The organism is Cucumibacter marinus DSM 18995 (assembly GCF_000429865.1).
Lineage (GTDB): Bacteria > Pseudomonadota > Alphaproteobacteria > Rhizobiales > Devosiaceae > Cucumibacter > Cucumibacter marinus.
In genome coordinates this window covers 89,516-112,775 of record NZ_KE386980.1, presented here as the reverse complement: position 1 = coordinate 112,775, position 23,260 = coordinate 89,516, and the positions used below count along the sequence as shown (strand labels likewise).

The window sequence follows — 23,260 nt, the reverse complement described above, 5'->3', positions numbered from 1 at the left end:
CCGCCGATTTCCGGGCTGGACAAGACTCGCTGTTTTGATTCAACGTGTTACCGACATCGGTCAGGGGGCTGACCAATCAATTGGTTACATCGGAGGTCAGAATGGGTTCGGCGGAGAAATCCGTTTTCGGCGAGGGGCGAGTTGTATCTGGAGATAAACCGGACCACCCCTTCCCAAACCCCAGCGGCCAAACCGGGCCCGGTCGCCTGACCACATTCCTGCGTCCGCATCTCGGCGCGATCCTGTTCGCGACGGCACTGGTCGCCGTGCTTTCGACAGCGCTCGGTGTCTATGACTACAGTCGGACCCTTGACGAGGTCGCGGACGATCTTCGCATGCTGGCCGAACACTCGCTGATCAATGCCAGCTCCGGCGAAACCCTGGGTGATCTGGTGCCAGGCGCCATCGTCGCCTCGGCCTCCGTCGACGGTACCGCAAGTGCACAGACAGCCAATGCAACCCTCACGGCGGCCCAGCTTCTCGATCCATCGCGTTTTGTCAGCGCGACGGCCGGCGATCCAGAACAGGCCACTCGCGTCATCGCTTCTTTGCCCCTGACTGAGGCGCTTGCCGACCATCGGCAGCGCCTTCTTCTTTTGGGCGGCTCCTCACTCGTCGTCTGGGCGGCGCTGGTTGCGTTTGCCGTCGGCCTGCGCAATCCGGGAACCCAGAGCAGCGTTTCGGAGACAGGTCCGATCCGGCACCTGGGCAAGGCCACAGTTCTCAACCAGGTCAAGTTCGGGCTCGCCCGTTGGGACGACCGTGGTCAGCTGGTCTGGTGTAACCCGGCATACCGAACCTTGATGGGGTTACCCGCCAATGCCGATCTTGTCGGGCTGACCTATGAGGTCGTGTCCGGGCAGGCAGAGCGCCCCGAACACTACACGCCGGTCTCCGAGCTCAATGATGTCCGACAGACCGAGGCACGGTGCGCCGACGACACCTTCCTGATGGTCGAAGAAAAGGCGTTGCAGGACGGTGGCATGCTGAGCGTGGTGACCGACACCACCGAACATCACCGCCACCTCTCCCTTATCGATCAGGCGCGGAACGAACAGCGCGAACTGGCGCGACGGTTCCACGAGGAGAAGCTCAAGGCCGAGGCCGCGAGCCGGTCCAAGACCGCGTTCCTGGCCCATCTCAGCCATGACATCCGCACGCCGCTCAATCACATCATCGGCTTTGCCGACCTGATGCAACACCAGCTCTACGGGCCGATGGGCGATGCGCGCTACACATCCTATGTCGGAGATATCAAGGCCTCAGGCGAAAAACTGCTGACCTCGTTTGCCGAGATCTTCGATCTCGCGCAGCTCGAAGCGGGCGAAACGCCCTGGAAGGCAGAGCGGATCGACATTGCCGATCTGTTCGAGGCGATGGGCGACCGCTATGGCGATCGCGCCGAGCGCGCCGGGCTCGTTTTCAAAAAAGCCCTCCCGGAAAAATCCATGGTGCTTGGCGACCGCCACCTCCTGGTGCGGATGCTCAACAATGTTCTCGACAATGCCATGAAGTTCACCCCGTCCGGCGGGCAGATCTCGCTGGCAGCCTGGACGGCGGAAGATGGTGTGGTCATCGAAGTGACGGACACCGGCATCGGCATTCCCGAAGATCGCCTGAGCCAGCTGGCTCAGCCTTTCGTGCTGGGTGAATCCGCCTTCGGCAAGGGTGAAGCAGGTATGGGCCTGGGATTGGCGATCTCGCGCGCTGTTGCCGAACTGAGCGGCGGCTCGCTGGTGATCGACAGTACTCCCGCCATGGGCACGACTGTTGCCATTGCCCTGCCGCTCGCCAACGCGGCACGTCAGGGCAGCGCGGCAGCCGCATGACCGGCGGCGCCTATTGGGCGCCCTGCTCCGCCTTCTCATCCAAAGGTGGAACAAAGACGTCGAAGGCCTCTGCCGCTTCGGCCTGGATTTCCGTCAGCACTGTCTCGAGATGGGTCAGGTCCGGCTGATTTGTCACCCGCAATAGCAGCTCCCGAAACCCTTCGCTCCAGCGATCAATGGCAAAAGGATCGATCAGGCAGGCACTCATCAGCTGCAGGATCGAGGAATAGCGCTGATAGATTTCGGCGAGGCGCTCGCCATTGGCGAAGACGCCGTTCTCACCGCCCAGACGCAGCCAGTCCGAAGTGGGGCGGGTTTCACCGTCAAAGATGTCAGGGTGTATGAGCCTGGCGCTTTGCACCATGAACTCGAGATCGACGAGCCCACCGCGCACCAGCTTGAGGTCGAACAGGTTCTTCGGCTTGCGCTCGCGAGCCATCAGCTCACGCATGCGGCGAACCTCGGTGAGCACGGCCTGTGGCTCACGCGGCAATGCCATCACCTCTTCGAGCAACCCCTCGATGCGCGTATCGAGCCCGCCGGTGCCCAGCACGGCGCGGGCGCGGGTGAGCGCGAGGTGCTCCCAGGTCCACGCCTTCTCGCGCTGGTAGCGTGAAAAGCCCTTGAAACTGGTAGCCAACGGACCGGCATTGCCTGAAGGGCGCAGCCGCATATCGGCCTCGTAGAGTACGCCCTGTGCCGTCGGTGCGGAAAGGGCGGCAATCAGACGCTGCGTAAGGCGTGCATAGTAGTGCGGGGTTTCGAGCGGACGGGCTCCATCGGAGTGATCGGCGCCTTCGGGTGCATCATAGATCAGGATGAAGTCGAGATCGGAGGCCGCAGTCATCTCCTGGCTGGCAAACTTGCCAAAGGCCAGCAGCGCCGCATCAGCGCCCGGTACCTTGCCGTGGCGTTCGGCGAAGGCTTCGGACACATGCTCGAAGATACGGCGCAGCAGCGTATCCGCGATGGTCGTAAACTGGGCACCGGCGTGGCCCGGCGGCAATGTGCCGGCGACAAGCCCGGCGGAGGTCAAGAAGATCTGTTCCTGCCCCATGATACGGGCGCGGTCGATAAACTCCTCGAAATCGCGGGCTTCATCCAGAAACCCATCAATGCGTTCGGTCAGTTCCTCGCGGGTAGGCAGTTCGGCATAAAAGGCCGGGTCAATGAGGCCATCGACGATGTGCACGCGCTGAAGGACGGCCTCCATCATCTTCGGCGCGGCCGCCATGACATCGATGAAGACCCGGCGAAGTTGATCGGAATTTCGCAGCAGAGCAAACAGCTGCACCCCAGCAGGAAGCTTGGAGAGGAAGGTATCGAATTGTTTGAGCGCCTCGTCTGCATTGCCGGTAGCAGCAAGCGCCTCCAGCAACACCGGCATGAGTTCGGTCAGGTGCTGACGGGCCTTGTCGGCCCTGGTGGCGGCATAACCGCCATAGTGCCATTTGCGGATGACGGCGGAAGCGCCGAGGGCATCGCGGAAGCCCAGCCGCGTCAGTGTGGCGATGGTATCTGGATCATCGTCCGAGCCGGTAAAAACGAGGTTCCCCGAGGTCGAAGCCAGCGATGTTCCGCCTGCAAACAGGGCGGCATAGTGGTCAATAACGGTCGTCAGGGTCGCCCGATAGCGAGTGGCAAAGGCTTCCGGGTCGCTTTCCCCCATCAGACCGGCAATCGCAGCGAAGGCATCGTCGGCCTCCGGGAGAGAATGGGTCTGGGCATCATTGATCATCTGCACCCGGTTCTCGACCGCGCGCAGATACCAATAGGCGCTGGTGAGATCGCTGGCAGTGTCGGCAGCGATGAAGCGCTTCTCGGCCAGCGTTTCCAGGGTGAGGACCGTTCCGCGGCGCCGAAGCTCGGGCTCGCGGCCGCCAGCGATCAACTGCTGGGTCTGGGCGAAGAATTCGATCTCGCGCACGCCGCCGCGGCCAAGCTTGACGTTGTGACCGCGGGCGCGCTCGCCGCCGACCTTGTGGGCGGCGTTGATCTGGCGCTTCATCGCCTGAATGTCGGCGATGGCGGCAAAATCGAGATGCTTGCGCCAGATGAACGGTGCGAGCTCGCCCAAAAACCACTCGCCAACGGTCAGGTCGCCTGCCGCGGCGCGAGCCTTGATCCAGGCCGCACGCTCCCAGTTCTGCCCGCGGGATTCATAGTAGCCGAGCGCCGCATCCACCGAGAGCGCGACAGGGGTCGAGCCCGGATCCGGCCGCAGCCGCACATCGGTCCGGAAGACATAGCCATGCTCGGTGCGCTCCTGCATGAGGGCAACGAGCCGGCGGACGATGCGTTCATAGAATTTCTGGGCGTTCTCCGGATCCGCCAGATTGGCCCGCTCGACATCGTAGAAAGCGACGATATCTATGTCGGAGGAGTAATTGAGTTCGCGGCCACCGAGCTTGCCCAATGCCAGAAGCGTGAGGCCGGACTGGCGGCCTGGCCTGGTTCCCGGTTCAAGCGTGATGCGCTCGGCATCGGCCGCCTCGGCGATCAGGAAATCAAGACAGGCATCAAGGCAGGTGTCGGCGAAATCCGAGATCGCGCCACAGGCAGTCTCGGTCGACCAGATGCCGCCGCATTCGAGGATCGCCGCAAGCAGCGCAAACCGGGCCTTGGACCGTCGCAGGGTTTCACCCAGATGTCCTTCGGGCGCCTCTGCCGAACCGGCCTTTTCCGCCGCATCGCGCAGATCTTCGAAGGCCTGTTCGGGCGTGGTTTCGAGCGCAGACGCCAGCCATTGGGCATTCTGGCGGGCCGTTTCGGCAAGATAAGGCGCCCGTGTGAAGATTGGCGCCAAGGCGTCCCGTGAGCTGGCGATCCGGTCCTGGTCCGCTTCGCGTTCCAGCGCCTCCAACACAGCCTCGAATGTGCCGCGCGGATCGTCGGCAGGTGGCAGGGGCCGGAGTGCTTCAGCGATGGTCAGGGGCATATATCAGGCCGCAGTTTCTCCCGTTTGCCGCGGCAGGATCAGCCGCAATATGGCACCGGGATGGTTGTCATCAATCTCAACCCGCCCCTTATGCAACTGCGCCACTGCGGCGACAAGGGACAAGCCGAGACCCGACCCGGCCTCGGTCCGGCTTTTTTCAAGCCTGACAAAGCGTTCGAGCACACGCTCGCGGTCTGCCTCGGGGATGCCCGGCCCCTGATCGGCAACTTCCAGAATGACGTTTTCCCCGGCCTCGCGCGCGGCGATGGTGACGGTACTGTGGCCCTTGTCGGGGCGCGGCACATATTTGATGGCATTTTCGAGCAGATTGACCAGCGCCTGGCCGAGCAGTTCGCGATTGGCGCGCAGGGAGAGGCTTTCAGGCACCTCCACCTTGAGGTCGAGCCCGGCATCCTCGAGCACCGGCGCATAAAGTTCGCCCACATCGTTGGCCACGGCGGACAGATCGGTCTGCTCAAATGCCGAGGCCGGTGTGCCGGCCTCGACCCGCGCGATCATCAACAAGGCGTTGAATGTCTTGATGAGGTGGTCGCATTCCTCGATCGTCGATTCGAGGGCCCGCTTGGCGGCGTCTTCGTCCCTGTCGTCACGCAGGGCCGCCTCGACCTTGTTGCGCATACGGGTGAGCGGGGTCTTCAGGTCATGGGCGACATTGTCGGTCACGTCCTTCATGCCCTGCATGAGCTGTTCGATACGGTCGAGCATGGCGTTGAGGGAGGTCGCCAGACCGTCAAATTCGTCATTGCGGCGGGTCACCGGTACGCGCTGGCCGAGATCGCCGGTCATGATCATGCGGCTGGTGGCGCCGATGGCATCGATGCGGCGCAAGACCCGCCTCGCCGAGATCGCCCCGGCAATGACCGAGAACACGATGATGCCGATAACCCCCCAGAAAAAGGCCTGGAAAATGATCACCGCAAAGCTGCGCCGCTCGACGATGTCGCGCCCGACCACGACCCGGTAGCCGCTGGGCAACACGAAGCTACGCACCAGCGCCATGCCCCGCGCCTCGGGCCGGTTGGGATCCTCATCGCCGAAGGATGGCCGGTCTCGCTCATAGGCGAAGGTGTGCTGACCCGGCTCTTCGAGCACGCTGATCGGCACATCGATGACATTGCCGGCAATGCCGACGCCGGAGGGGTCGGCGACGAAATAGATGCCGGGACCCGGACCACGGGCAAAGCGTTGAATGGCAAGGACCAGCGCCCTTGTGCCGCCGAGCTGGTATTCACGGTTGAGCTGGCCGAGTTCGCGTTCGATATCGACAAGTTGCTGGCGCTGAATGAGGATCGAGGACTGGTAAGCGATGTAGCCAAGCAGGCTGACCGCAAACAGGACAAAGATCAGCACGAAGATCGCCGTCAGACGGAATGTCGTCGTGCGCCACAGCGCCAGGCGCCGCGGCCGCGCGCGCTCGGTCGTGGGGCCGTTGCCATCAGTCACGGATCATGTACCCGGCGCCGCGGATGGTGTGCAGGAGCGGATTGTCCTGCCCCCGGTCGATCTTCGAGCGCAGCCGCGACATGTGCACGTCGATCACATTGGTCTGCGGGTCGAAATGATAGTCCCAGACATTCTCGAGCAGCATGGTGCGGGTGACCACCTGCCCGGCATGTTTCATGAGATATTCGAGGAGCCGGAATTCGCGGGGCTGGAGCTGGATGTCCTCTTCGGCGCGGGTCACCTTGCGGGAGAGCCGGTCGAGGGACAGATCGCCGACCTGATAGCTGGTCGCGGCTTCCGCCGGCGCGGAGCGGCGCGCCAGCACTTCGATGCGGGCAAGGAGCTCGGAGAAGGCATAGGGCTTGGTGAGGTAGTCGTCGCCCCCTGACCTGAGGCCTTCGACACGATCATCAACTTCGCCCAGGGCCGACAGGATCAACACCGGGGTCTTGTTGTTTTCCGCCCTGAGGCTCTCGATGATCGACAGCCCGTCACGCCGGGGCAGCATGCGGTCGACGATAAGCACGTCATAATCCATGGAACTGGCCATGGCGTAGCCTGTGTCGCCATCGCCCGCATGGTGGGTGACGTGGCCGGCCTCATCGAGCGCGGTCATCAGGTAGCTGGCGGCGTCCCTGTCGTCTTCGATGATCAGAATCTTCATCGCTCAAGCCTTGTTTGCCGGCTGAATGTACTGGTGGCCATCGCCGGACACAATCACGCCGCCCGGAGGGTTGGTTCCGGACGGCGCTTGGAGGTCAGCCTGTTTCCCTCGGGGGCCTTTAGGAAATGGGCAGGCCGACAAAACGCACCGCACCATCGCGGCTCGTCTTGATGAGGATGGTGTTGCGGCCCGCATCGCGCACTGCACTCACCGCATCCTCGAATTCGCCGACTGACGTGACCGGGCGGCTGTTGGCCTCGAGGATCACATCGGCAGGGGCAAAGCCCTTCTCGGCGGCATTGCTTTCAGGATCGACATCCTCGATCAGCAGGCCGGGGCCGTCGCTGTTGGGCACAAGGGTCAGGCCCAGCGAGGTTTCAGCAGGCTCCGGTTCGGCCGGGGTCTGGTCGGGCTGCTGTTCGTCGGTGATGACGTTCTGTTCGGACAGCGTGCCAAGGGTCACCTCGATCTGCTGTTCGCCGCCATCGCGCCAGACGGTGAGGTCAACCGGTGTACCGGGGTCGAGCGCCGCAATCATGCGCGACAGGGCGCGGGAGGACTCGACCGCCTGGCCATTGACCTCGAGAATGATGTCGCCCGAACGAACACCGGCATCAGCCGCGGGGGAATCTGTGCTCGGCTCGGTCACCAGGGCGCCGCGGGCATCATCAAGCCCGACGCTGTCGGCGATGTCCGAAGTCACGTTCTGGATGGTCACACCCAGGAAGCCGCGGGTGACATTGCCATCGTCCATGAGATCGAACACGACCTGTTTGACCACATCGGCGGGGATCGCGAAGGCGATGCCGACATTGCCGCCATTGGGCGAGAAGATCGCCGTGTTGACGCCAACCACCTGGCCGGAAATGTTGAAGGCCGGACCGCCCGAATTGCCGCGGTTCACCGCCGCATCGATCTGGATGAAGTCATCATAGGCGTTGGCGTTGATGTCGCGGCCACGGGCCGAGACGATGCCGGCGGTCACTGTGCCGCCAAGGCCGAACGGGTTGCCGACCGCAACGACCCAGTCACCGACACGCGCTTCGGCGTCGGCAAACTCGACGTAAGGCAGGTCTTCGCCGGCCTCGATCTTGAGCAGGGCAAGGTCGGTGCGCTCATCGACGCCGATCACCTGGGCAAGGTGTTCGTCGCCATTGTCCATCACCACGGTCACTTCGTCGGATTCATCGACGACGTGGTTGTTGGTGACGACATAGCCATCCTTGGAGATCACGAAGCCGGAACCGACCGCTTCAGCAAACTGGCGGCGATTGGGGCCGGGCCGGCGATCATTATTGCCGCCGAACTGGTCTTCGAAATCACGGAAGAAACGCTCGAGGGGATGCCCTTCAGGCAGGTCCGGGAAATCGAAGCGGAACTGGGTACGCGGGCCACCGCGGCGGGACTGGATTTCCGAGCGGACACGGATCGACACCACGGCGGGGCTGACAGCCTCCACAAGGTCGGCGAAGCTGGCCGGCGCCGGCGTCTCAACCGAAATCTGCGCCTGGGCGGGGGTGTTGGAGGTGAGATAGCCGGTCGTGACCGCCGTGCCGGTCAGAAAGACCGCCGCGGTAGCGGCGAGGATGGCACGACGCATTGGGGTTTTGGTGAGGGCTCGCATTCACTTCTCCTTTGGAGCAGTCACAAGAGAATTCGATGCGGCCCTTTTGCCAAACGGCGCCTTACGCAATCATTTCAGCTACATTAAAGTTTCGTAATGCTCCGGGCAGAACTGTGGCAAACCTCTTTAATCGCTGCATTTTTGCGGATGACCGGTTCAGACGCCGAGACCTGCGGAACGCCTGAGCAAATCCAGAGCGATCAAGGTGATCACTACACGGAACAGCACACGGAATGCCCGCTCGGGCAGTCGGTGAAGAAACTGGGTGCCGACAAGCGTACCAGCGAATCCGCAAGCGATGAGCAGGACCAGCAAGGGCAGATATTGCCCGAAGGCGAAGCCGAGCGCGGTGAACGTCGCCACCTTGAGCGTGTTCTGAATGCTCATCAGAAGTGCATGAGTCGCCACGATCTGGCGGCGGTCGGTGAGGTGGGAGAGGAAAGCAATCACGAGGGGACCGGAAACGCCGACCACCATGCCAATGGCGGCAGTAAACCCGCCTGCGCCGACTGAACGCCAGGGCCGGTGGGTGCGGACCTTCGGCTTCGGCCCCCACACCACATAGAGCAGGAACAGCCCGATCAGGGCCTTGAAGGCCGCGTCCGGCAAAAGGCTGACAATCTGGCCGCCGATAGGCGCGCCAATGGCGCTGCCAAGCGCGAACCAGCCCGCCAGTCTCCAGTCGATGAAGTTACGCAGGATCGAGGCACGCCCGACATTCGATCCGAGCAGCACCCCGCCATGAACAGGAACCGCAATCGCTGCCGGCATGAAGATGCTCATGACAGCGATCATCAGCGAACCGCCACCCAGCCCGAGTGCGGCGGTCAGGGTAGATCCGACAAAGCTGGTTGCCGCGAGAATGATAATAACGGAGGGCTCCAGACCAGACAGGGCAAGGAGCGCAGCGAAGTCAGGCATGAAGAGCGGTTAGACCCGTCGGCTCAAAAACGCAAGTCGGTTGGGGGCTCAGCGTTGTGGCGCGAGCTCGGTCTCGACCTTTGACGCGCGCTCAAGGGTCTTGTGGACCGGACACAGGTCGGCGATCTGCGCCATCCGGTTGCGCTGATCTTCGGTGAGATCGCCATCGATGATCAGAGTGCGCCTGAACACATCGATCTTTGTCGAATTGTCTTCGGCGCCCTCACTGTCCTGAGCGTGGCGTTTTTCGTGGTCCACCCGCGTTTCGATATGGGTGACGGGCAGGTCCTTGCGATTTGCGTACATGCGCAGCGTGATTGTGGTGCAGGCGCCCAACGCCGCGCAAAGCAGGTCATAGGGTGTCGGCCCTCGATTGGTGCCACCAACATCCTCGGGCTCGTCGGCGGACAGGGCATGGCCGGAGGCGTTGATCTCGAGATGATAGGGTCCCTCCCCGCTTTCCGCGATCACGACATGGCCTTCGTCGGACAGTTCCTCGGTTTCCGCCGGGACAAACCGGGAGGCCCAGGCCGCAATTACGTCCGCGGCATAAATGGCGTCGGCATGGTCGGACAGCAGATGGTCGGCTTGATCGAGGGAGACAAAACTCTTGGGGTGATGGGCGGCCTTGAAGATGGCCTCCGCATTATCGATCCCCACGATCGCATCGATCGGGGAATGCAGAATCAGAAGCGGTTTGCGCAGGGTATGAATACGGTCGGTCAGCCGGGAGCCTTCAGCATCCTCGATGAATTGCTTCTTGATGATGAAAGGCCGACCGGCAATGTCGACCGTCGCCTCGCCCTTTTGGCGGATCGCGTCGAGCGAGCGGTCGAAATGCTTCAATACATGATCGGCGCTCGATGGCGCGGCAATGGTCGCTACGGCTTCGATCGAGGGCAGCTCTGATGCCGCCGCGAGCACTGCTGCACCGCCCAGCGAATGCCCGACCAGCAGGCGCGGCGCATCGTATGTGCGAGCCAGCCACTCCGCGGCGGCAACGATATCCGCGGCGTTTGAAGAGAAATTGGTGTTCGAAAAGTCGCCCTGCGAGGACCCCAGACCCGTGAAGTCGAAACGCAGCACCGCGAAACCGTGAGCGGTCAGGGCGTGGGCCACGCGGCGGGCAGCGAAGACGTCCTTCGAGCAGGTGAAACAATGGGCAAAGATCGCGAATGCACGGGTTCGGCCCGCAGGCCAATCGATGGCCGCCGCCAGCGCATGCCCGGCTGCACCCTCGAACTCAATCTTTTCGGGGCGGGGTTGTGAGGTCGGCATCGGGTCCTCCGTCACTCAGCATGGCGTCGATGGCAGCCTGTTCGTCGGCGGTCAGTTCGCTGCCCGTACGCTGTTTGCGCCGGCGGGAGCGGATCAGGACCGCGATGACGCCGACGAGAAACAGGACCGGCGCCGCCAGCCACAGTGCCAGCGTGCGCATATCGAAAACCGGCCGAAGCAGAACGAATTCACCATAGCGGTCGACGACATAATCGACGACTTCCTTATTCGTGTCGCCCTCAACCAGCCGTTCCCGCACCAACAGGCGGAGATCGCGCGCCAGATCGGCATCGCTGTCATCGATAGACTGGTTCTGGCACACAAGGCATCTCAGCCCGGAAGAGATCTCGCGGGCGCGCTGTTCGAGCACCGGATCGTCCAGCATCTCGTCGGGCTGAACGGCCAGAACAGGCGTGACCAGCGCAACCATCACCAACAGGATCAGGGCAAACCTGCGCATCAGGCGGCCTCGCCTGCGGTGCGATTGGTCGCCCGACGCGGCACGCCGACGCGAAGCCGGCGGTCCGTGAGCGACAGGAAACCGGCAAAGCCCATGATTACCGGCCCCAGCCAGATCAACAACACCCAGGGCTTGTACCAGATGCGGATGACGCGGCCTTCGGCCCCGGAGCGGTCGCCCATGGAAACGTATAGCTGGGAAAGCCCGAAGGTTTCGATGCCCGCCTCGGTCGTCGGCTGACCGCTGGCGACAAAGATCCGGCGCTCGCTATGAGTCTCACGGATACCAGTCCCCTTCGTCACCGTCAGATTCACCCGTTCGGACCGGTAGTTCGGACCGGGCAGATCGACTTCTTCGACAAAACGAACGGTGTAGCCGGAAAGGGTGGCTTCCTGACCCGGTTCAAGGGTCGTGACCAGTTCGGTCTCGTAGACCGAGACGGTGACGATGCCAATGACCGCGACGCCCAGCCCGAAATGCGCCAAGGCCGTGGACCAGACCGAACGCGGCAGGCCCTTGAGCCGAGCAATGCTCTTGGCAAAGGGCACCTTGCCGATCTTTCCCCGTTCGACGAGATCGGCAATCGAGCCGACCATCACCCAGAACCCCAGCAAAAAGCCGATCGGCGCCATGCTTGGCCCCTGCCACAGCACGGCGGACCAGGCGACGGTGATCAGCACCGCCGCTATCATGGCCGCCATCAGGCGCTGGCTAACCGCCAGCAGGTCGGCGCGCTTCCAGGGCAGGAACGGACCGAAGGGCAGTACCAGCAGAAGCGGCACCATGAGCCCGCCAAAGGTGAGGTTGAAAAACGGAGGCCCGACAGATATCCGCGCGCCCGTGGCCGCATCGAGCAGCAAGGGATAGAGCGTGCCGACCAGCACCGCGCCGGTGGCGGAAGCGAGGAATAGATTGTTCACGATCAACGCGCCCTCGCGGCTGACCGGCGAAAACAACCCGCCAGCGCGCAGGGACGGCGCGCGGAAGGCAAACAGCGAGAAGGCCCCGCCAATCACAACGGCCAGAATGCCAAGAATGACGAGCCCGCGCGTCGGATCGGAAGCGAAGGAATGGACTGAGGTCAGGATACCCGAGCGCACCAGGAAGGTGCCCAAAAGGCTCAGGGAAAAGGTGATGATGGCGAGAAGGATCGTCCAGATCTTGAGCGCGTTGCGCTTTTCCATCACCAACGCGGAATGCAGAAGGGCCGTGCCCGCCAGCCAGGGCATGAAGCTGGCATTTTCGGTCGGATCCCAGAACCACCAGCCGCCCCAGCCAAGCTCGTAATAGGCCCAGTAGGAGCCCATGGCGATGCCAAGGGTCAGGAAGGTCCAGGAGAACAGGGTCCAGGGCCGGACCCAGCGCGCCCATGCGGCGTCGATCTTGCCGGATACGAGCGCCGCCATGGCGAAAGAAAAGCAGACCGAGAAACCGACATAGCCGATGTAGAGCATCGGCGGATGGATCGCGAGGCCGATATCCTGAAGGATCGGATTGAGATCGCTGCCTTCAAGCGGGGCAGGTACCAACCGCTCGAACGGATTGGAAGTGAATAGCGAGAAACCGATAAAGGCGACGTTGAGGAGCCCTTGGAACCCGAGGACCAGCACGCGCAATTGCGCCGTGAGCTGATTGCCAAACGCGGCGACCGCTGCGCCGAAGGCCACCAGGATCAGCACCCATAAGAGCATGGAGCCTTCGTGGTTTCCCCAGACGGCGGTGAACTTGTAGAGCGCCGGCTGAAGCGTGTGAGAATTCTCGTAGGCCAGCTTGAGGGAGAAATCAGAGGCCTCGAACGCCACGATCAGCGTGGCGAACGCAGCACCGACGAGCAGGAACTGCAGGAGCGATGCCTGCCGGACAAAGGCAACGGTGCCTTCTGACGGATTACGCCAGGCGACAAAAGACAGAATGGTCTGCGCCACGGCAATAGCCAGCGCGAGAATTAGGGCGAAATGGCCGAGTTCTATCGACATGCGTTCTCAGCGGCCGGCGGAGCAGCGGGCTGTTCGCCCTCGCCATACCACTCTCCCTGTTCGCGCAAGGCGTCGGCGACTTCCTTGGGCATATAGTTCTCGTCGTGCTTGGCGAGGATCGTTGTCGCCTCGAACTCGCCACCGGCATTGAGACTGCCTTCGGCGATGACGCCCTGCCCCTCGCGGAACAGATCCGGCGTGATGCCATTATAGGCGACCTTGGTCTCGTTGGCGCCGTCTGTCACAACAAAACTCAGGGCCTCGGCCGTGCGGGCACAGGACCCGTCCTTGACCAGGCCGCCAATCCGTACCGGCTGGCCTGCTGCGATGTCGCGCTCAAGCAATTCGGTCGGTGAGTAGAAATAGATGATCTGGTCGCGCAGCGCGGTCAGAATGAAGCCCGCGGCAATAGCAACGACAACCGCAAGGCCGCCGATGATCACCAGTCGTTTCTGCTTCCGGGTGAGTTTGGCCAAATTGCTCTCCGACTATTGCTCTTGTTCCGGTGCGGGTGGCGTCTGATCGTCCGATGCTAGGCCGATCTCTTCGGCCAACGCGAGGAGCTGGTCGCGGTCCTGCTGGTCGTCGAGGGCCTCAAGACCGTTATCCAGTGCCTCGCGGGCGAGGTCTGGTTCGCCGAGAACCATCCGCGACCGAATGAGGCGAGCCCATTCTTGCGGTGTCCCCCCGTCGCTGGCAAGGCGCTCCGTCAACCCTTCGACCATCGACCGAATGGCGGCCTGACGGTCTTCAGCCTCAAGGCCGGCAATGTCTTCTGCCAGGCCGGGCGGTGCATCCACCAGGGGAGGTGCAGCGCTGCCGGCTGTTTTTTGCTGCTCGGCGAAGGCGAGACCCGCTCTTGCGATCTCAAGCCATGGTGCATCTGCAGGCGATTTGTCGAGAACCTGCTGCCAGAGAGCAATCGCTTCATCAAACTGGCCAGTGCGCGTCGCCTCGCCCGCGAGATAGAAACGGGAGCGGGCATGATCGGGATCGCGCGATGCGGCGCTGCGCAAAAGGGTCAATACGTCGGCGCTGGCCCGGCCTTCATCAGCGAACATCAGCGCTTCGGCGAGGTTGGTTTCCATGTCGGCAGTCGGTTCGGTCAGGGACAGCACCTTGGCGAAAGCATTTGCCGCATCTTCATAGCGCTCGAGCCGCATATAGATGGGACCCAGCACCTGCCATCCGCGAACATCGTCGGGGGTCTGCACCAGACGCTGCTCCGCCTGTGATACGGCGGCGAGCAGCTCGGCGCGCTGGCGCACTTCCGGCCGTTCCGAAATCGGCAGATCCGGCGTTTCGGGGCTGCCGATGACTGCATATGTCACACCGGCAATCACCAGGACCAAAGGGATCATCGCGATGCCGATGGCCTTGGATGCCCTGCCCGGCGCAGCGGCATCCGGCGCGCGGTCGCGATTGCGCAGCAATTCCCGGCCCAATTCGGCCCGGGCCGCCTCCGCTTCCTCCTCAGAAATGGCACCCGCCTCGAGGTCGCGGTCGAGTTCGGTTAGCTGCGCCTTGTAAATGGCGACGTCACCGCGCTGTTCGTCATTGGACCCGGCAAGACGTGCCGGCGCCCTCAGAAAAGCCAGCGCCAACACCGCACAACAGGCCAAGCCCAATGCGGCCGCAATCACCCAGAACATCATCGGCGCGTCACCAATCCCCGCGGATCCGGCAAACCGGACCGTCGAAATGAAACTCGAAATCTGTCAATGCGGGTCTTAACATGTTGTTTTGCCGCCGGTTCAATCCATTTCAGGGTAACCTGCGCCCGATTCCGTTTGACCAGTCGCACACCAGGACCGCACACCCATGACTTCCCAGCATTACGATTTGGCGGTTTTGGGGTCCGATCCGTTCGCGCTGTTTCTAGCAGCGCTGCTGCATGAAGACCATTCGCGCAAAGTGATCCTCATACACAATCCGGCGAACCGCCGCAGGCTGGCGCGACGGTTTGATGCCGCGGCCGGCGCTTATGCCCGGCCCGGGATGTGGCGCCTGCTCACCGAAGGGGCCACAGAAAGCCGCAAAAGGCTCAGGACCGCCAAGGCTCAAGGCGGTCTGACCCGCCTCGATATTGCATTGCGGCTCGGCGACAAAGCAGCGCTGGGCCACGTGCAGGCACTGGCCGAAACCGTGCGCAAAGCGGCAGAACCGCTTGTCGGGGTGCCGGCCGATTTTGCCGGGAACCACCAGGCGGGCCTCATCTTCCGCGATGTCGATTTCGTCGACAGGCTGGCGATGCGATCGAGAATGGATGACTGGCACCAGCGGTTGGGATTGGAACAGCTCAGCCTCGGCACCGTTGATTCGATCAATTTTGTGCGAGATGGCGGCGTCCGCATCGCCCGAGGCGAAGACAGGATCACCAGCGATGATGCAGTGCTCGCGGGTGGGGCGATGATGCTGCGCCACGCGTCGCCAGAGGACACTTCACAAGCCTTGCGCAAACAGGTCTTCACCGCCTACCTGCTGGAGCCGGGCGCCGTTCGCCTGCCCCAACAGATCCCCGTCTGGCTCGACGACCGGATCGCGCTGCAGCAGCGCCCCGACTTGGCGATCGCCTGTGTTGTCAGGGGAGACCGGGAAGAGGCCGCGCGGACCCTGCTCGACGCCATGCCCGGGCTGGCCGAACTCAAGATCGCGGGCCGCGGGCGCTTTGAGCGGCTGGTCACTGCGGATGCCGCTCCGATCGCGGGCAAGGGGCGCGCAATCCGGCACTGGCTTCTGGCCGGCCTCGGGACGGGCGCATTTTTCCTTGCCCCTTCCCTCGCCCGCCTGATCGCCGGCGAGGCAAGTGACATCGAGCAGGAATTCTGGCGCGCCCGCACCCCTTTCCGGGATCCCTTCACCAGCACGGTTGCGGAGATCGGTGCGCTTTGGGACAGCGAGGCAACAGTATGACGCGCTTTCGTCTGCCCGAGACCGGCGATCACAAGCTCGCCGGTACTGCGATCAACAGGTCCCGCAAGCTGAAGTTCACGCTTTCGGGGACAGAGATCGAAGGCTATGCAGGCGACACGGTGATGTCGGCTGTCATGGCTTCCGGCTATCTCAGCCTTGGCACATTTGACGGACACGACCTGCAGATCGGGCCGGAGAGCCCTTTTTACATTCTTCTCAACGGCGGCGCGGGCGACGAGCAGGCCTGCCGCGTCCCAGCCTGGGTTTGCCCGGCCCGGGATGGCGCCGAATACCGCCTCCCCGCCCCCATCCCGAAGGTGCAGCGCCCTTTCTGGCAGCGCAAGAAGCAGACAAGCGGCCTGCGTTCTCTCGGGCAAATCGTCGACGGTCGCGCCGTGCTTTCGGATCAGGTCGGACGCTTTTCCCGCACCGAATCCAGCGGTTATGACCTCGTCGTCGTCGGTGGGGGGGCTGCCGGTCTTGCGGCAGCGCGGGCAGCTGCCAGAAGAGGCCTGAACACGTGCCTCATCGAACGCGATCGCGAACTGGGCGGCGTTGCGGACTTTTATGGCAAGGTCGACGGCGAACAGGGTCCGTTGGAAGCCATAGCAGCTCTCACAGCCGAGCTTGAAACCCTGGACGGTGTACGGCTCCTGACCGGCACTGACGTTATTCAGATCGGTGAAAGCCGGCTTGTGGCGCTGGAAACACGCCTTGAGGAAGATGCAACGCTGTCCGTCGTCCGGCACATCATCACGGCGCCGAAGATCGTCCTTGCGACGGGCGGGGCCGAGCGCCTGCCGCTGATTGCGGGTAACCGTTCTGCAGGCGTCCTTTCCGCCCGGTTTGCCTGGCAGTTGGCCCGGCGCTTCGGCATCTGGTACGGCAGCGACACCGAGTTCGCTGTTGCCACCAGCGCCGCCTATCGGCTCGCGGTCCAGCTTTCGGATGCCGGCGTCAGGGTCTCGCGCATCATGGACACCCGCCCGGACCCGGCCTCACGCCACATCGCCTTCGCCAAGGCATACGGTATTCGCCTTTCTTATGGCCGGGGCTTGTCCGCGATCCGTCGTCCCCAGGGTCTCGACGGCCCGCTCGAAGTGGAAAGCATTTCCGAGATGGCGCCTGCCAATCGGCGCGAACAGACCACGACGCCGGAGGCTTTGGTCGTCTCCGCAGGCACCCAGCCTGCGCTCGATTTGTGGGTCCAGTCCGGCGGACGGGTGCATTGGGAAGTAGATCGTCAGATTCTGGTGCCTCTGCCACGCGAAGGCGGCATGGCCGCGTGCGGCGAGGCGGCCGGTTATCAAAGCCTCAGCGCCTGCCTCGCCAGCGGTGAGCAGGCCGTTGGGACCCTGCTCGGTGAAAAGGGCGGGCGGATCAAGGACAAGCGGATCGATCCGGCCTTCGAGAGCACCGATGGCAGTTGGCCGGCATTCGCGCCGGTCAGGGAAGGAGAGCAGCCTGGTTTTTTCGAATCTGGCAGCGTCTTGACCTTGCCTGTCGAAACGGCGGAAACCGGCGCTTTGGAATCTGTCGCGCGGTTTCTGGGTGGAGCGGCGCGGGCCGAACGCGACCAATTGCGGCTCGAAAGCCAGCCCATGCGCATGATGGAAGCTGCGGCCCGCGTGGTGTTGGGTGAGATTGTCCCTGAGGCAATCGAAGTGATCGCCCGAGAAAGGGTTCTGCCCGAAACGACACTCGCGCAGGAACGGTTGGATGAAACGCCGGCGCAGCAATCCGGAGCACCCGGAGGATCGGGGCTCCCGCCCTATCTGCGTGGCCGTTTCGGGCCGGATGCGGCGTTCTACGAGATCGCGGCCGAGGATGACCGGCGCCCGGTACCGGGCCGCCTCGTTTACGCCAATTCAGATGCCCGCGGCCTCGATATGGCGATCGGCTGCGTCATCGGCCCTTCCCCCGGAGACAGTCCAGGCTGGACGGCTTTGTGCGATCCCCATCGCGTTGACGAAGATCAGCCGGTCAGCATTGCCGATATCGGGGGGCGGGTGAGTGCGATTGTGTCGCGGAAACTCGGCCCGGCAGCCGATGGACTGCCTAGTGAACCTTATGGCGACGAAGAATGACGTCCCGGCTCCGCTCGATCACCTGGGCATAATCCGCCCCGAACCGGATCCCCGCCATCTTGATACCGGCATCGACGCGGCGGACGGCAACGTCCTTGTCCGGTCCAACATCCCGCAAGGCATCGATCGATCTGTTCAGCAAGGTCTCAATGGTCTGGCCGGTCTGTGACCACACGCGTTCGGTGACCGCATTGACCGCCAAGGAGTCCCGGCTGTCCCGTGCGGTTGCGAGGAGGTAAAGCCCGTTGAGCGCCTGAAGCACGGCTTCTTCGTTGAAGCGGTCGACACCGTCGCGGGCAGGCCTTAGCGAAAGCGTGACATCGCGCACGACATCCTCGAGTTTCGGCTCGATTTGCTGGCTGATATCCTTGGTCAGGCGCTTGAGGGAATGCCCCCAGACAGAATTGGCCGGCAATTCAAGCTGCAGGACCATGGCGCGAGCGATGGTGTGGAACCGATGAATCGCCTTGCAAGCCAGATCGACATCCGCGAACAGGCCCACGGCTCCTTTGACCAGCTGGTCCTGGCGCTGGGCATCGATGATGAACGCATCCATCCAGATTCCGAAGCCGGCATTCTTGAGATCCGCCTCGCTGTCGCTTTCCGCCGCCATAACCATGGCGCCGATGAACTCGAAGGGGTCGGGGATGCTGCCGATCGCGGCCAGGCACCAGTAGCGGCGGAAACTGCCCTTCGGCAGGTCGACGGCTTGTAAGGCAAGCGAAATTCGCGTTGCTGAATCCAGCTGGGCCATCACGCCGCCAAATTCTGCCGCGCGATGCAGCATTTTCACCTGGGCAACGCATGACAAGATGGCCGGGATGGATTCAAGCACCTCATTTCCGCCGAGCTGCACGGCGATGCGCTTGCGTTGTTCTTCGGTTTCGGCTGCGGCGAGCGCCGCTTCGGAAAGAGACACAATCTTCGCTGCCGCCTCGGCAAACAGCTCCACCGCCCGGTCCGGCTCCGCGGCAACCATCAGGTCAAGGTCGGAGGCAAATTCGGGCGCCACATCGCGGGCGAACCAGACCCAGAAGTCATTGAGATGCTTGGCGTAAAGGGCGGCGCCGGGAATTATGGGTTCGACATCCAACAGCACAGGCGAAAGCGCCTCGGCGATCGCCTGGGCCGCTGCAGGGCGGTTTCGCACGGCAGCACTGGCGGCATTCGGTGCGGCAGCGCTGCCCTTGAGCGCGCTCAACCTGTCAGCGGGTCTTGGATTCGAAGGGGTCAATGGCTGATTTACGCTGGTTACTTGCACGGCCCCAATCCTGCCGGTCAGCGGTAAACAAAGCTTTGTCAGCCAACAAATAAATCGATTGGGGGCACGGTGTTACACCGTGCCCGAAATCATGCCTAGCGGCTCGCGACGACCTGCCAGTTCTGGTTAGCCTCGCGGCAGGCTGTACCCGACTTCTTGTAATCCTGACCGGACAAAGTCACCGAGTGGGTGAAATCGCGACAATCAAGGGCATTCACGCGAACATAAGGACCGACGGTGACTTCGCCGGACGCCCCGCCGGTGCCCTGCCATTTGCGCGGAGCACCCGGACGTCCGAACTGCAAGGCGTAGAACTGTGCCGACGCGGCCTCGCTGCGGTCTGCAGCGCTCAGCTTGCCGGCAACCGTGGGGTCCAGGAAATCGAGGCCGGAACTATCGGCCAGGCGTGGCGCAGCGGTCGGCTGCGTCTGCGTGGTTTGTGGCTGAGTAGCGGGCTCGGACGAAATCGGCTGGGGCTGGGGCCCGACGGACGAAAGCCGCGAGGTCGCAACGCCCGAATCAAAGCGCGCACATCCCGCCACCAGGACGAGGGCGAGGAGCGAAAGCGGGGCGATCTGGCGAAACATGGCATTCCCTTCAGGCTGGCGTATGGTTCATCATTCCCTAATAGGGCGAAAATTTGGTTACCCGCGAGACATGCGGGCAGCCGGCAGGTCAAGGCGGATCGAAAGTCCGCCGAGCTGCGCACGGCCCAATTGAAGTGAACCGCCGTAGATATCAACGAGTTCCTTGACGATGTCGAGACCAAGGCCGGAACCAGGCGTCTTTTCGTCAAGCCGGACGCCCCGTTTGAGCACCGCTTCACATTCCTCTTCGGTCAGGCCGGCGCCGTCATCCTCGATTTCTATGAGGACGCGATCCTTGGCCTTGCCCGCCAGGCTCGCGGAAACCATCACAGACGACCTCGCCCATTTACAAGCGTTGTCGACAAGATTGCCGGTCATTTCTTCAAGGTCGCCCGCATCCCCCCTGAACCAGATATCCGCGTCCGGAGGCAGGGTGAGCGCCACGTCGCGGTCGCGGTGAAGCTTCGACATGACATTACAAAGCCGGTCGAGGATCTGCCCGACATCCGCCCTCTGCCCCACGATGGCGGAGCGCGCGGACAATTGGGCCCGGTCGAGATAGGTCGCAACCAGCCCCGACATGCGATCTGTCTGGTTCAGGACCGAACGCTCGATTTCCGAGCGCCCTTCGCGCGCATCATTGCGCAGCACCGCAATCGGGGTCTTGAGGCCGTGCGCAAGATTGCCGACCTGGCTGCGTGCACGTTCCACGATCTGCGCATTCGACCTCAACAGCTCGTTCACCTCTTCGGCAAGCGGTGCGATTTCCACCGGATACTCTCCTGCCACGCTGGGCGTTTCACCCGCGCGCACGGATTCGACAGCAGTTCTCAATCGCCGCAAGGGATGAAGGCCCGTTCGGGCGACGACCGCCAAAAGCCCGGCCAAAAGCAGGCCGACCAGAACCAGCACCAACAGGGTTTGCTGACGAAAGGCCGCGACGTCCCCGGCAACTTCGTCCCAGTTCGAGGTGACCGAGATGATGACATCGCCGATCTCAGGCAGGCTGATCTTGCGCTCGCGGATGCGGATCCAGATGTCGTTGGCGTCCCGGGCATTAGCCGCTCGAGCGTTGTTTTCGTCAAACGGGATATCAAGCCTTGGCAGCGCACTGCCGATGGTGGAATTCGAGACCGCGATATCACCACTGTCCACCGCCTCGATCTGCCAGTACCAGCCGGACGCAGGACGGTCGAAGCGCGGATCGGTCGCTGCGATCACCGGGTCCGACAGGTCTTCGGCCTCAAGGACGCGCGCCACAAGCGTGGTGAGCTGAAAATCGAGCGTATCGTTGACGGTGCGTTCGAGCGCCCGGGAATACAGTTCAGACAGTAGCAGGCCGGTCGCCACCAGCGCGATGACAAGGCCGATCGAGGACAGCCAGAACAGTCTTGCGGCAATTGAAAGGCGGGCCATCAGGCCATGTCGAGCTTGTAGCCCAGACCCCTGATTGTCTTGATGCAGTCCTCAGGCAGTTTCTTGCGAAGCCTGCCAACAAAGACCTCGATCGTATTGGAATCTCTGTCGAAATCCTGATCGTACATATGCTCGGTCAATTCGGTGCGCGAGATGACTTCACCCTTGTGGTGCATCATGTAGGACAAGAGGCGGAACTCATGGGAGGTGAGCTTGATGGCGGCGCCATCCACCGTGACCTTGCCCGCCCGGGCATCAAGCCGGATCGGTCCGCATTCGATTTCGTTGGAGGCATGGCCCGATGCGCGTCGCAACAGGGCCCGCAGCCGCGCCAGCACTTCTTCCATGTGAAACGGTTTGGCAACATAGTCGTCGGCGCCGGCGTCGATGCCCTGCACCTTGTCGCTCCAGCGGTCGCGTGCGGTCAGGATAAGCACAGGCATCGCCTTGCCGTCGCGGCGCCAGTTTTCGAGCACTGATATCCCGTCAAGCTGCGGCAGACCGATATCGAGCACCACGGCATCATAGGGTTCGGTATCACCGAGGAAATGCCCTTCCTCGCCGTCAAAGGCTGAATCGACAACATAGCCGGCTTCGGTCAAAGCCTCGTTGAGCTGCTTGTTGAGATCGGTGTCGTCTTCAACAACGAGAATGCGCATTGGTGGCCGCCCCCAGTATCAGTAGGTACCGTAGTTTGTGCCGTTACGGGCATCCAAGACGTATCGCGCCGCAGAGCCCGATGCATCGAGAATCGAAACGTAATACACCAATGCGCCGTTGTCCCGGCAGACATTGACCTTGAGCGGATCGCCATAGAGCCCCGCCGCCGCGATGGCGTCCTTGATGGGCAGGATCTGGCCGGCGAGTACGGCATTGCGCGTCTCGCCCGGACCCAGGCAGTCGGCGCTGCCGCCATATTGGGCCTGGGCCGCACTGGCGGAAAGCACCGCCGCGAGGGCGATACCGGCAACAAGACGCAGAAGGGGCGGGATCATGTTTTTCATGACAGGCTTTCTAGCGCCGGTCATCTGAATGCAACATGAATAATCCCGCCCGATTTCGGCATTCAGGCGTTGCCAATCTCCGTATTCAGTCCCCTGCGCAGGAACAGGATGGCCAGCGCCTCCATGAGGAGTTGACCGCCGGCATGCGGATCGAATGCCGGCACCTCGACGCCCAGGATCTGAGCGATCCCGGTCAGCGCCATGATCAGAGCAACCAGATAGGTGCGATAACCAGCCAGAAAAGACATATCGTTTCTCCTTGGAATGGATGATTTTTCTCGTGCGGTGAAGGGCTTGCAGAGAGCCAACGCCGCCTCCCTCGTGGCTTTCACACGGTTGAGCCAGCCCCTGCCGAACACCGCGAACGCGGCCAGTTTGCGCAGGAAGCCAAGGCGGTCATCGCAAAGTCTGTCGACAAGCGCTGGCTCGCCGCGACCGTCGACGAAAGCGTGCAGCGCTGCCAGGGTCAGCGGTCCGACGATCCCATCCCGTTTGACGCCGAGGATTGTCTGCAAGCTGCGGGCGGCGCGGCCGACGCCCGAATTGACGGCGAAGTCGAACAGCGCGAATCCAATGCCCGCCGGCATCCGGTCGGCACTGGCCGCCGACCAGTAGCGCGACCGATAGATCCGGGCCGCCTCGCTGCCCTCAAGGTCGCGCACCGCCGACTTCGGAAGCGCCCACCAGGGGCTGATCTGCCGCCAGCGTGCCAGGGTCTTGCGCGTAATGCCCATATTCGTTGCGCCACCGGGGTCATCAGGGTGGTCAACATAGCCGCCCTCAGACACCAGAACGTGTTCAAGCGCCCGCCGAAAGGCGGTGTCCTCGTCCATTTTCG

The 23,260-nt window shown here is 62.8% G+C and carries 19 protein-coding genes; 3 read left to right on the top strand and 16 right to left on the bottom strand.

All coding sequences use genetic code 11. The annotated features are described in order from the left end of the window. The first annotated feature begins 101 nt into the window (after nucleotides 1-101). Entirely contained in the window at nucleotides 102-1,829 is a 1,728-nt protein-coding gene (locus tag G489_RS0118080; RefSeq protein WP_029042694.1) for a sensor histidine kinase, read from the top strand. A gap of 10 nt (nucleotides 1,830-1,839) precedes the next feature. On the opposite strand, the gene G489_RS21425 is transcribed toward G489_RS0118080, so the two are convergent. The 10 genes from G489_RS21425 to ccmI form a co-directional block, all read right to left on the bottom strand. Then, entirely contained in the window at nucleotides 1,840-4,767 is a 2,928-nt protein-coding gene (locus G489_RS21425; protein ID WP_051332817.1) for a bifunctional [glutamine synthetase] adenylyltransferase/[glutamine synthetase]-adenylyl-L-tyrosine phosphorylase, read from the bottom strand. A 3-nt stretch (nucleotides 4,768-4,770) separates the two neighbouring features. Continuing rightward, nucleotides 4,771-6,231 (bottom strand): sensor histidine kinase, encoded by a 1,461-nt coding sequence (locus G489_RS0118070; RefSeq protein WP_245578975.1) that lies wholly within the window; start codon nucleotides 6,229-6,231, stop codon nucleotides 4,771-4,773. Next, on the bottom strand, nucleotides 6,224-6,895 hold the full coding sequence (locus G489_RS0118065; RefSeq protein WP_029042692.1) for a response regulator transcription factor: 672 nt from the start codon (nucleotides 6,893-6,895) through the stop codon (nucleotides 6,224-6,226). Before G489_RS0118065 ends, G489_RS0118070 begins: the two co-directional genes overlap by 8 nt. A 118-nt stretch (nucleotides 6,896-7,013) precedes the next feature. Then, nucleotides 7,014-8,519, bottom strand: a complete 1,506-nt coding sequence (locus G489_RS0118060) for a Do family serine endopeptidase (RefSeq protein WP_029042691.1) — start codon at nucleotides 8,517-8,519, stop codon at nucleotides 7,014-7,016. A gap of 156 nt (nucleotides 8,520-8,675) precedes the next feature. Beyond that, on the bottom strand, nucleotides 8,676-9,440 hold the full coding sequence (locus G489_RS0118055) for a sulfite exporter TauE/SafE family protein (RefSeq protein WP_029042690.1): 765 nt from the start codon (nucleotides 9,438-9,440) through the stop codon (nucleotides 8,676-8,678). A 48-nt stretch (nucleotides 9,441-9,488) separates the two neighbouring features. Then, nucleotides 9,489-10,718 carry a bifunctional alpha/beta hydrolase/OsmC family protein gene (locus G489_RS0118050; RefSeq protein WP_029042689.1) on the bottom strand — a complete coding sequence of 410 codons (1,230 nt, stop codon included), beginning with the start codon at nucleotides 10,716-10,718 and terminating at the stop codon, nucleotides 9,489-9,491. Next, nucleotides 10,684-11,178 carry a cytochrome c-type biogenesis protein gene (locus tag G489_RS21420; RefSeq protein ID WP_035873424.1) on the bottom strand — a complete coding sequence of 165 codons (495 nt, stop codon included), beginning with the start codon at nucleotides 11,176-11,178 and terminating at the stop codon, nucleotides 10,684-10,686. The genes G489_RS0118050 and G489_RS21420 overlap by 35 nt, the downstream gene beginning before the upstream one ends. Continuing rightward, nucleotides 11,178-13,154 carry a heme lyase CcmF/NrfE family subunit gene (locus G489_RS0118040; RefSeq protein ID WP_029042688.1) on the bottom strand — a complete coding sequence of 659 codons (1,977 nt, stop codon included), beginning with the start codon at nucleotides 13,152-13,154 and terminating at the stop codon, nucleotides 11,178-11,180. Before G489_RS0118040 ends, G489_RS21420 begins: the two co-directional genes overlap by 1 nt. Further along, the gene (ccmE, locus tag G489_RS0118035; RefSeq protein WP_029042687.1) at nucleotides 13,145-13,630 is read right to left on the bottom strand and encodes a cytochrome c maturation protein CcmE; all 486 of its coding nucleotides are present in this window, start codon (nucleotides 13,628-13,630) and stop codon (nucleotides 13,145-13,147) included. Before ccmE ends, G489_RS0118040 begins: the two co-directional genes overlap by 10 nt. A 12-nt stretch (nucleotides 13,631-13,642) precedes the next feature. Continuing rightward, nucleotides 13,643-14,809, bottom strand: coding sequence for a c-type cytochrome biogenesis protein CcmI (ccmI, locus tag G489_RS21415; protein ID WP_051332816.1), 1,167 nt, complete (start codon nucleotides 14,807-14,809; stop codon nucleotides 13,643-13,645). A 166-nt stretch (nucleotides 14,810-14,975) separates the two neighbouring features. On the opposite strand from ccmI, the gene G489_RS0118025 reads away from it, so the two are divergent. Then, nucleotides 14,976-16,067, top strand: a complete 1,092-nt coding sequence (locus G489_RS0118025) for an FAD-binding oxidoreductase/lyase (RefSeq protein WP_029042686.1) — start codon at nucleotides 14,976-14,978, stop codon at nucleotides 16,065-16,067. Further along, nucleotides 16,064-18,154, top strand: a complete 2,091-nt coding sequence (locus G489_RS0118020) for an FAD-dependent oxidoreductase (protein ID WP_029042685.1) — start codon at nucleotides 16,064-16,066, stop codon at nucleotides 18,152-18,154. The genes G489_RS0118025 and G489_RS0118020 overlap by 4 nt, the downstream gene beginning before the upstream one ends. Here the strand turns inward: G489_RS0118020 and G489_RS0118015 are convergent. The 6 genes from G489_RS0118015 to G489_RS21405 form a co-directional block, all read right to left on the bottom strand. Further along, complete coding sequence (locus G489_RS0118015; RefSeq protein ID WP_029042684.1) at nucleotides 18,126-19,355, bottom strand: hypothetical protein; 1,230 nt, start codon at nucleotides 19,353-19,355, stop codon at nucleotides 18,126-18,128. The genes G489_RS0118020 and G489_RS0118015 overlap by 29 nt on opposite strands. 155 nt (nucleotides 19,356-19,510) lie before the next feature. Next, nucleotides 19,511-20,002 (bottom strand): hypothetical protein, encoded by a 492-nt coding sequence (locus G489_RS22115; RefSeq protein WP_051332815.1) that lies wholly within the window; start codon nucleotides 20,000-20,002, stop codon nucleotides 19,511-19,513. Nucleotides 20,003-20,059: 57 nt separating this feature from the next. Beyond that, complete coding sequence (locus G489_RS0118005) at nucleotides 20,060-21,418, bottom strand: ATP-binding protein (RefSeq protein ID WP_029042683.1); 1,359 nt, start codon at nucleotides 21,416-21,418, stop codon at nucleotides 20,060-20,062. Then, nucleotides 21,418-22,077: a response regulator transcription factor gene (locus G489_RS0118000; RefSeq protein ID WP_029042682.1), complete on the bottom strand. Its 660-nt coding sequence runs from the start codon at nucleotides 22,075-22,077 to the stop codon at nucleotides 21,418-21,420. The genes G489_RS0118005 and G489_RS0118000 overlap by 1 nt, the downstream gene beginning before the upstream one ends. Nucleotides 22,078-22,095: 18 nt before the next feature. Next, nucleotides 22,096-22,422 (bottom strand): PepSY domain-containing protein, encoded by a 327-nt coding sequence (locus tag G489_RS0117995; RefSeq protein WP_035873423.1) that lies wholly within the window; start codon nucleotides 22,420-22,422, stop codon nucleotides 22,096-22,098. Nucleotides 22,423-22,484: 62 nt separating this feature from the next. Beyond that, the gene (locus G489_RS21405) at nucleotides 22,485-23,255 is read right to left on the bottom strand and encodes a glycoside hydrolase family 108 protein (protein WP_051332814.1); all 771 of its coding nucleotides are present in this window, start codon (nucleotides 23,253-23,255) and stop codon (nucleotides 22,485-22,487) included. Nucleotides 23,256-23,260: the final 5 nt, after the last annotated feature.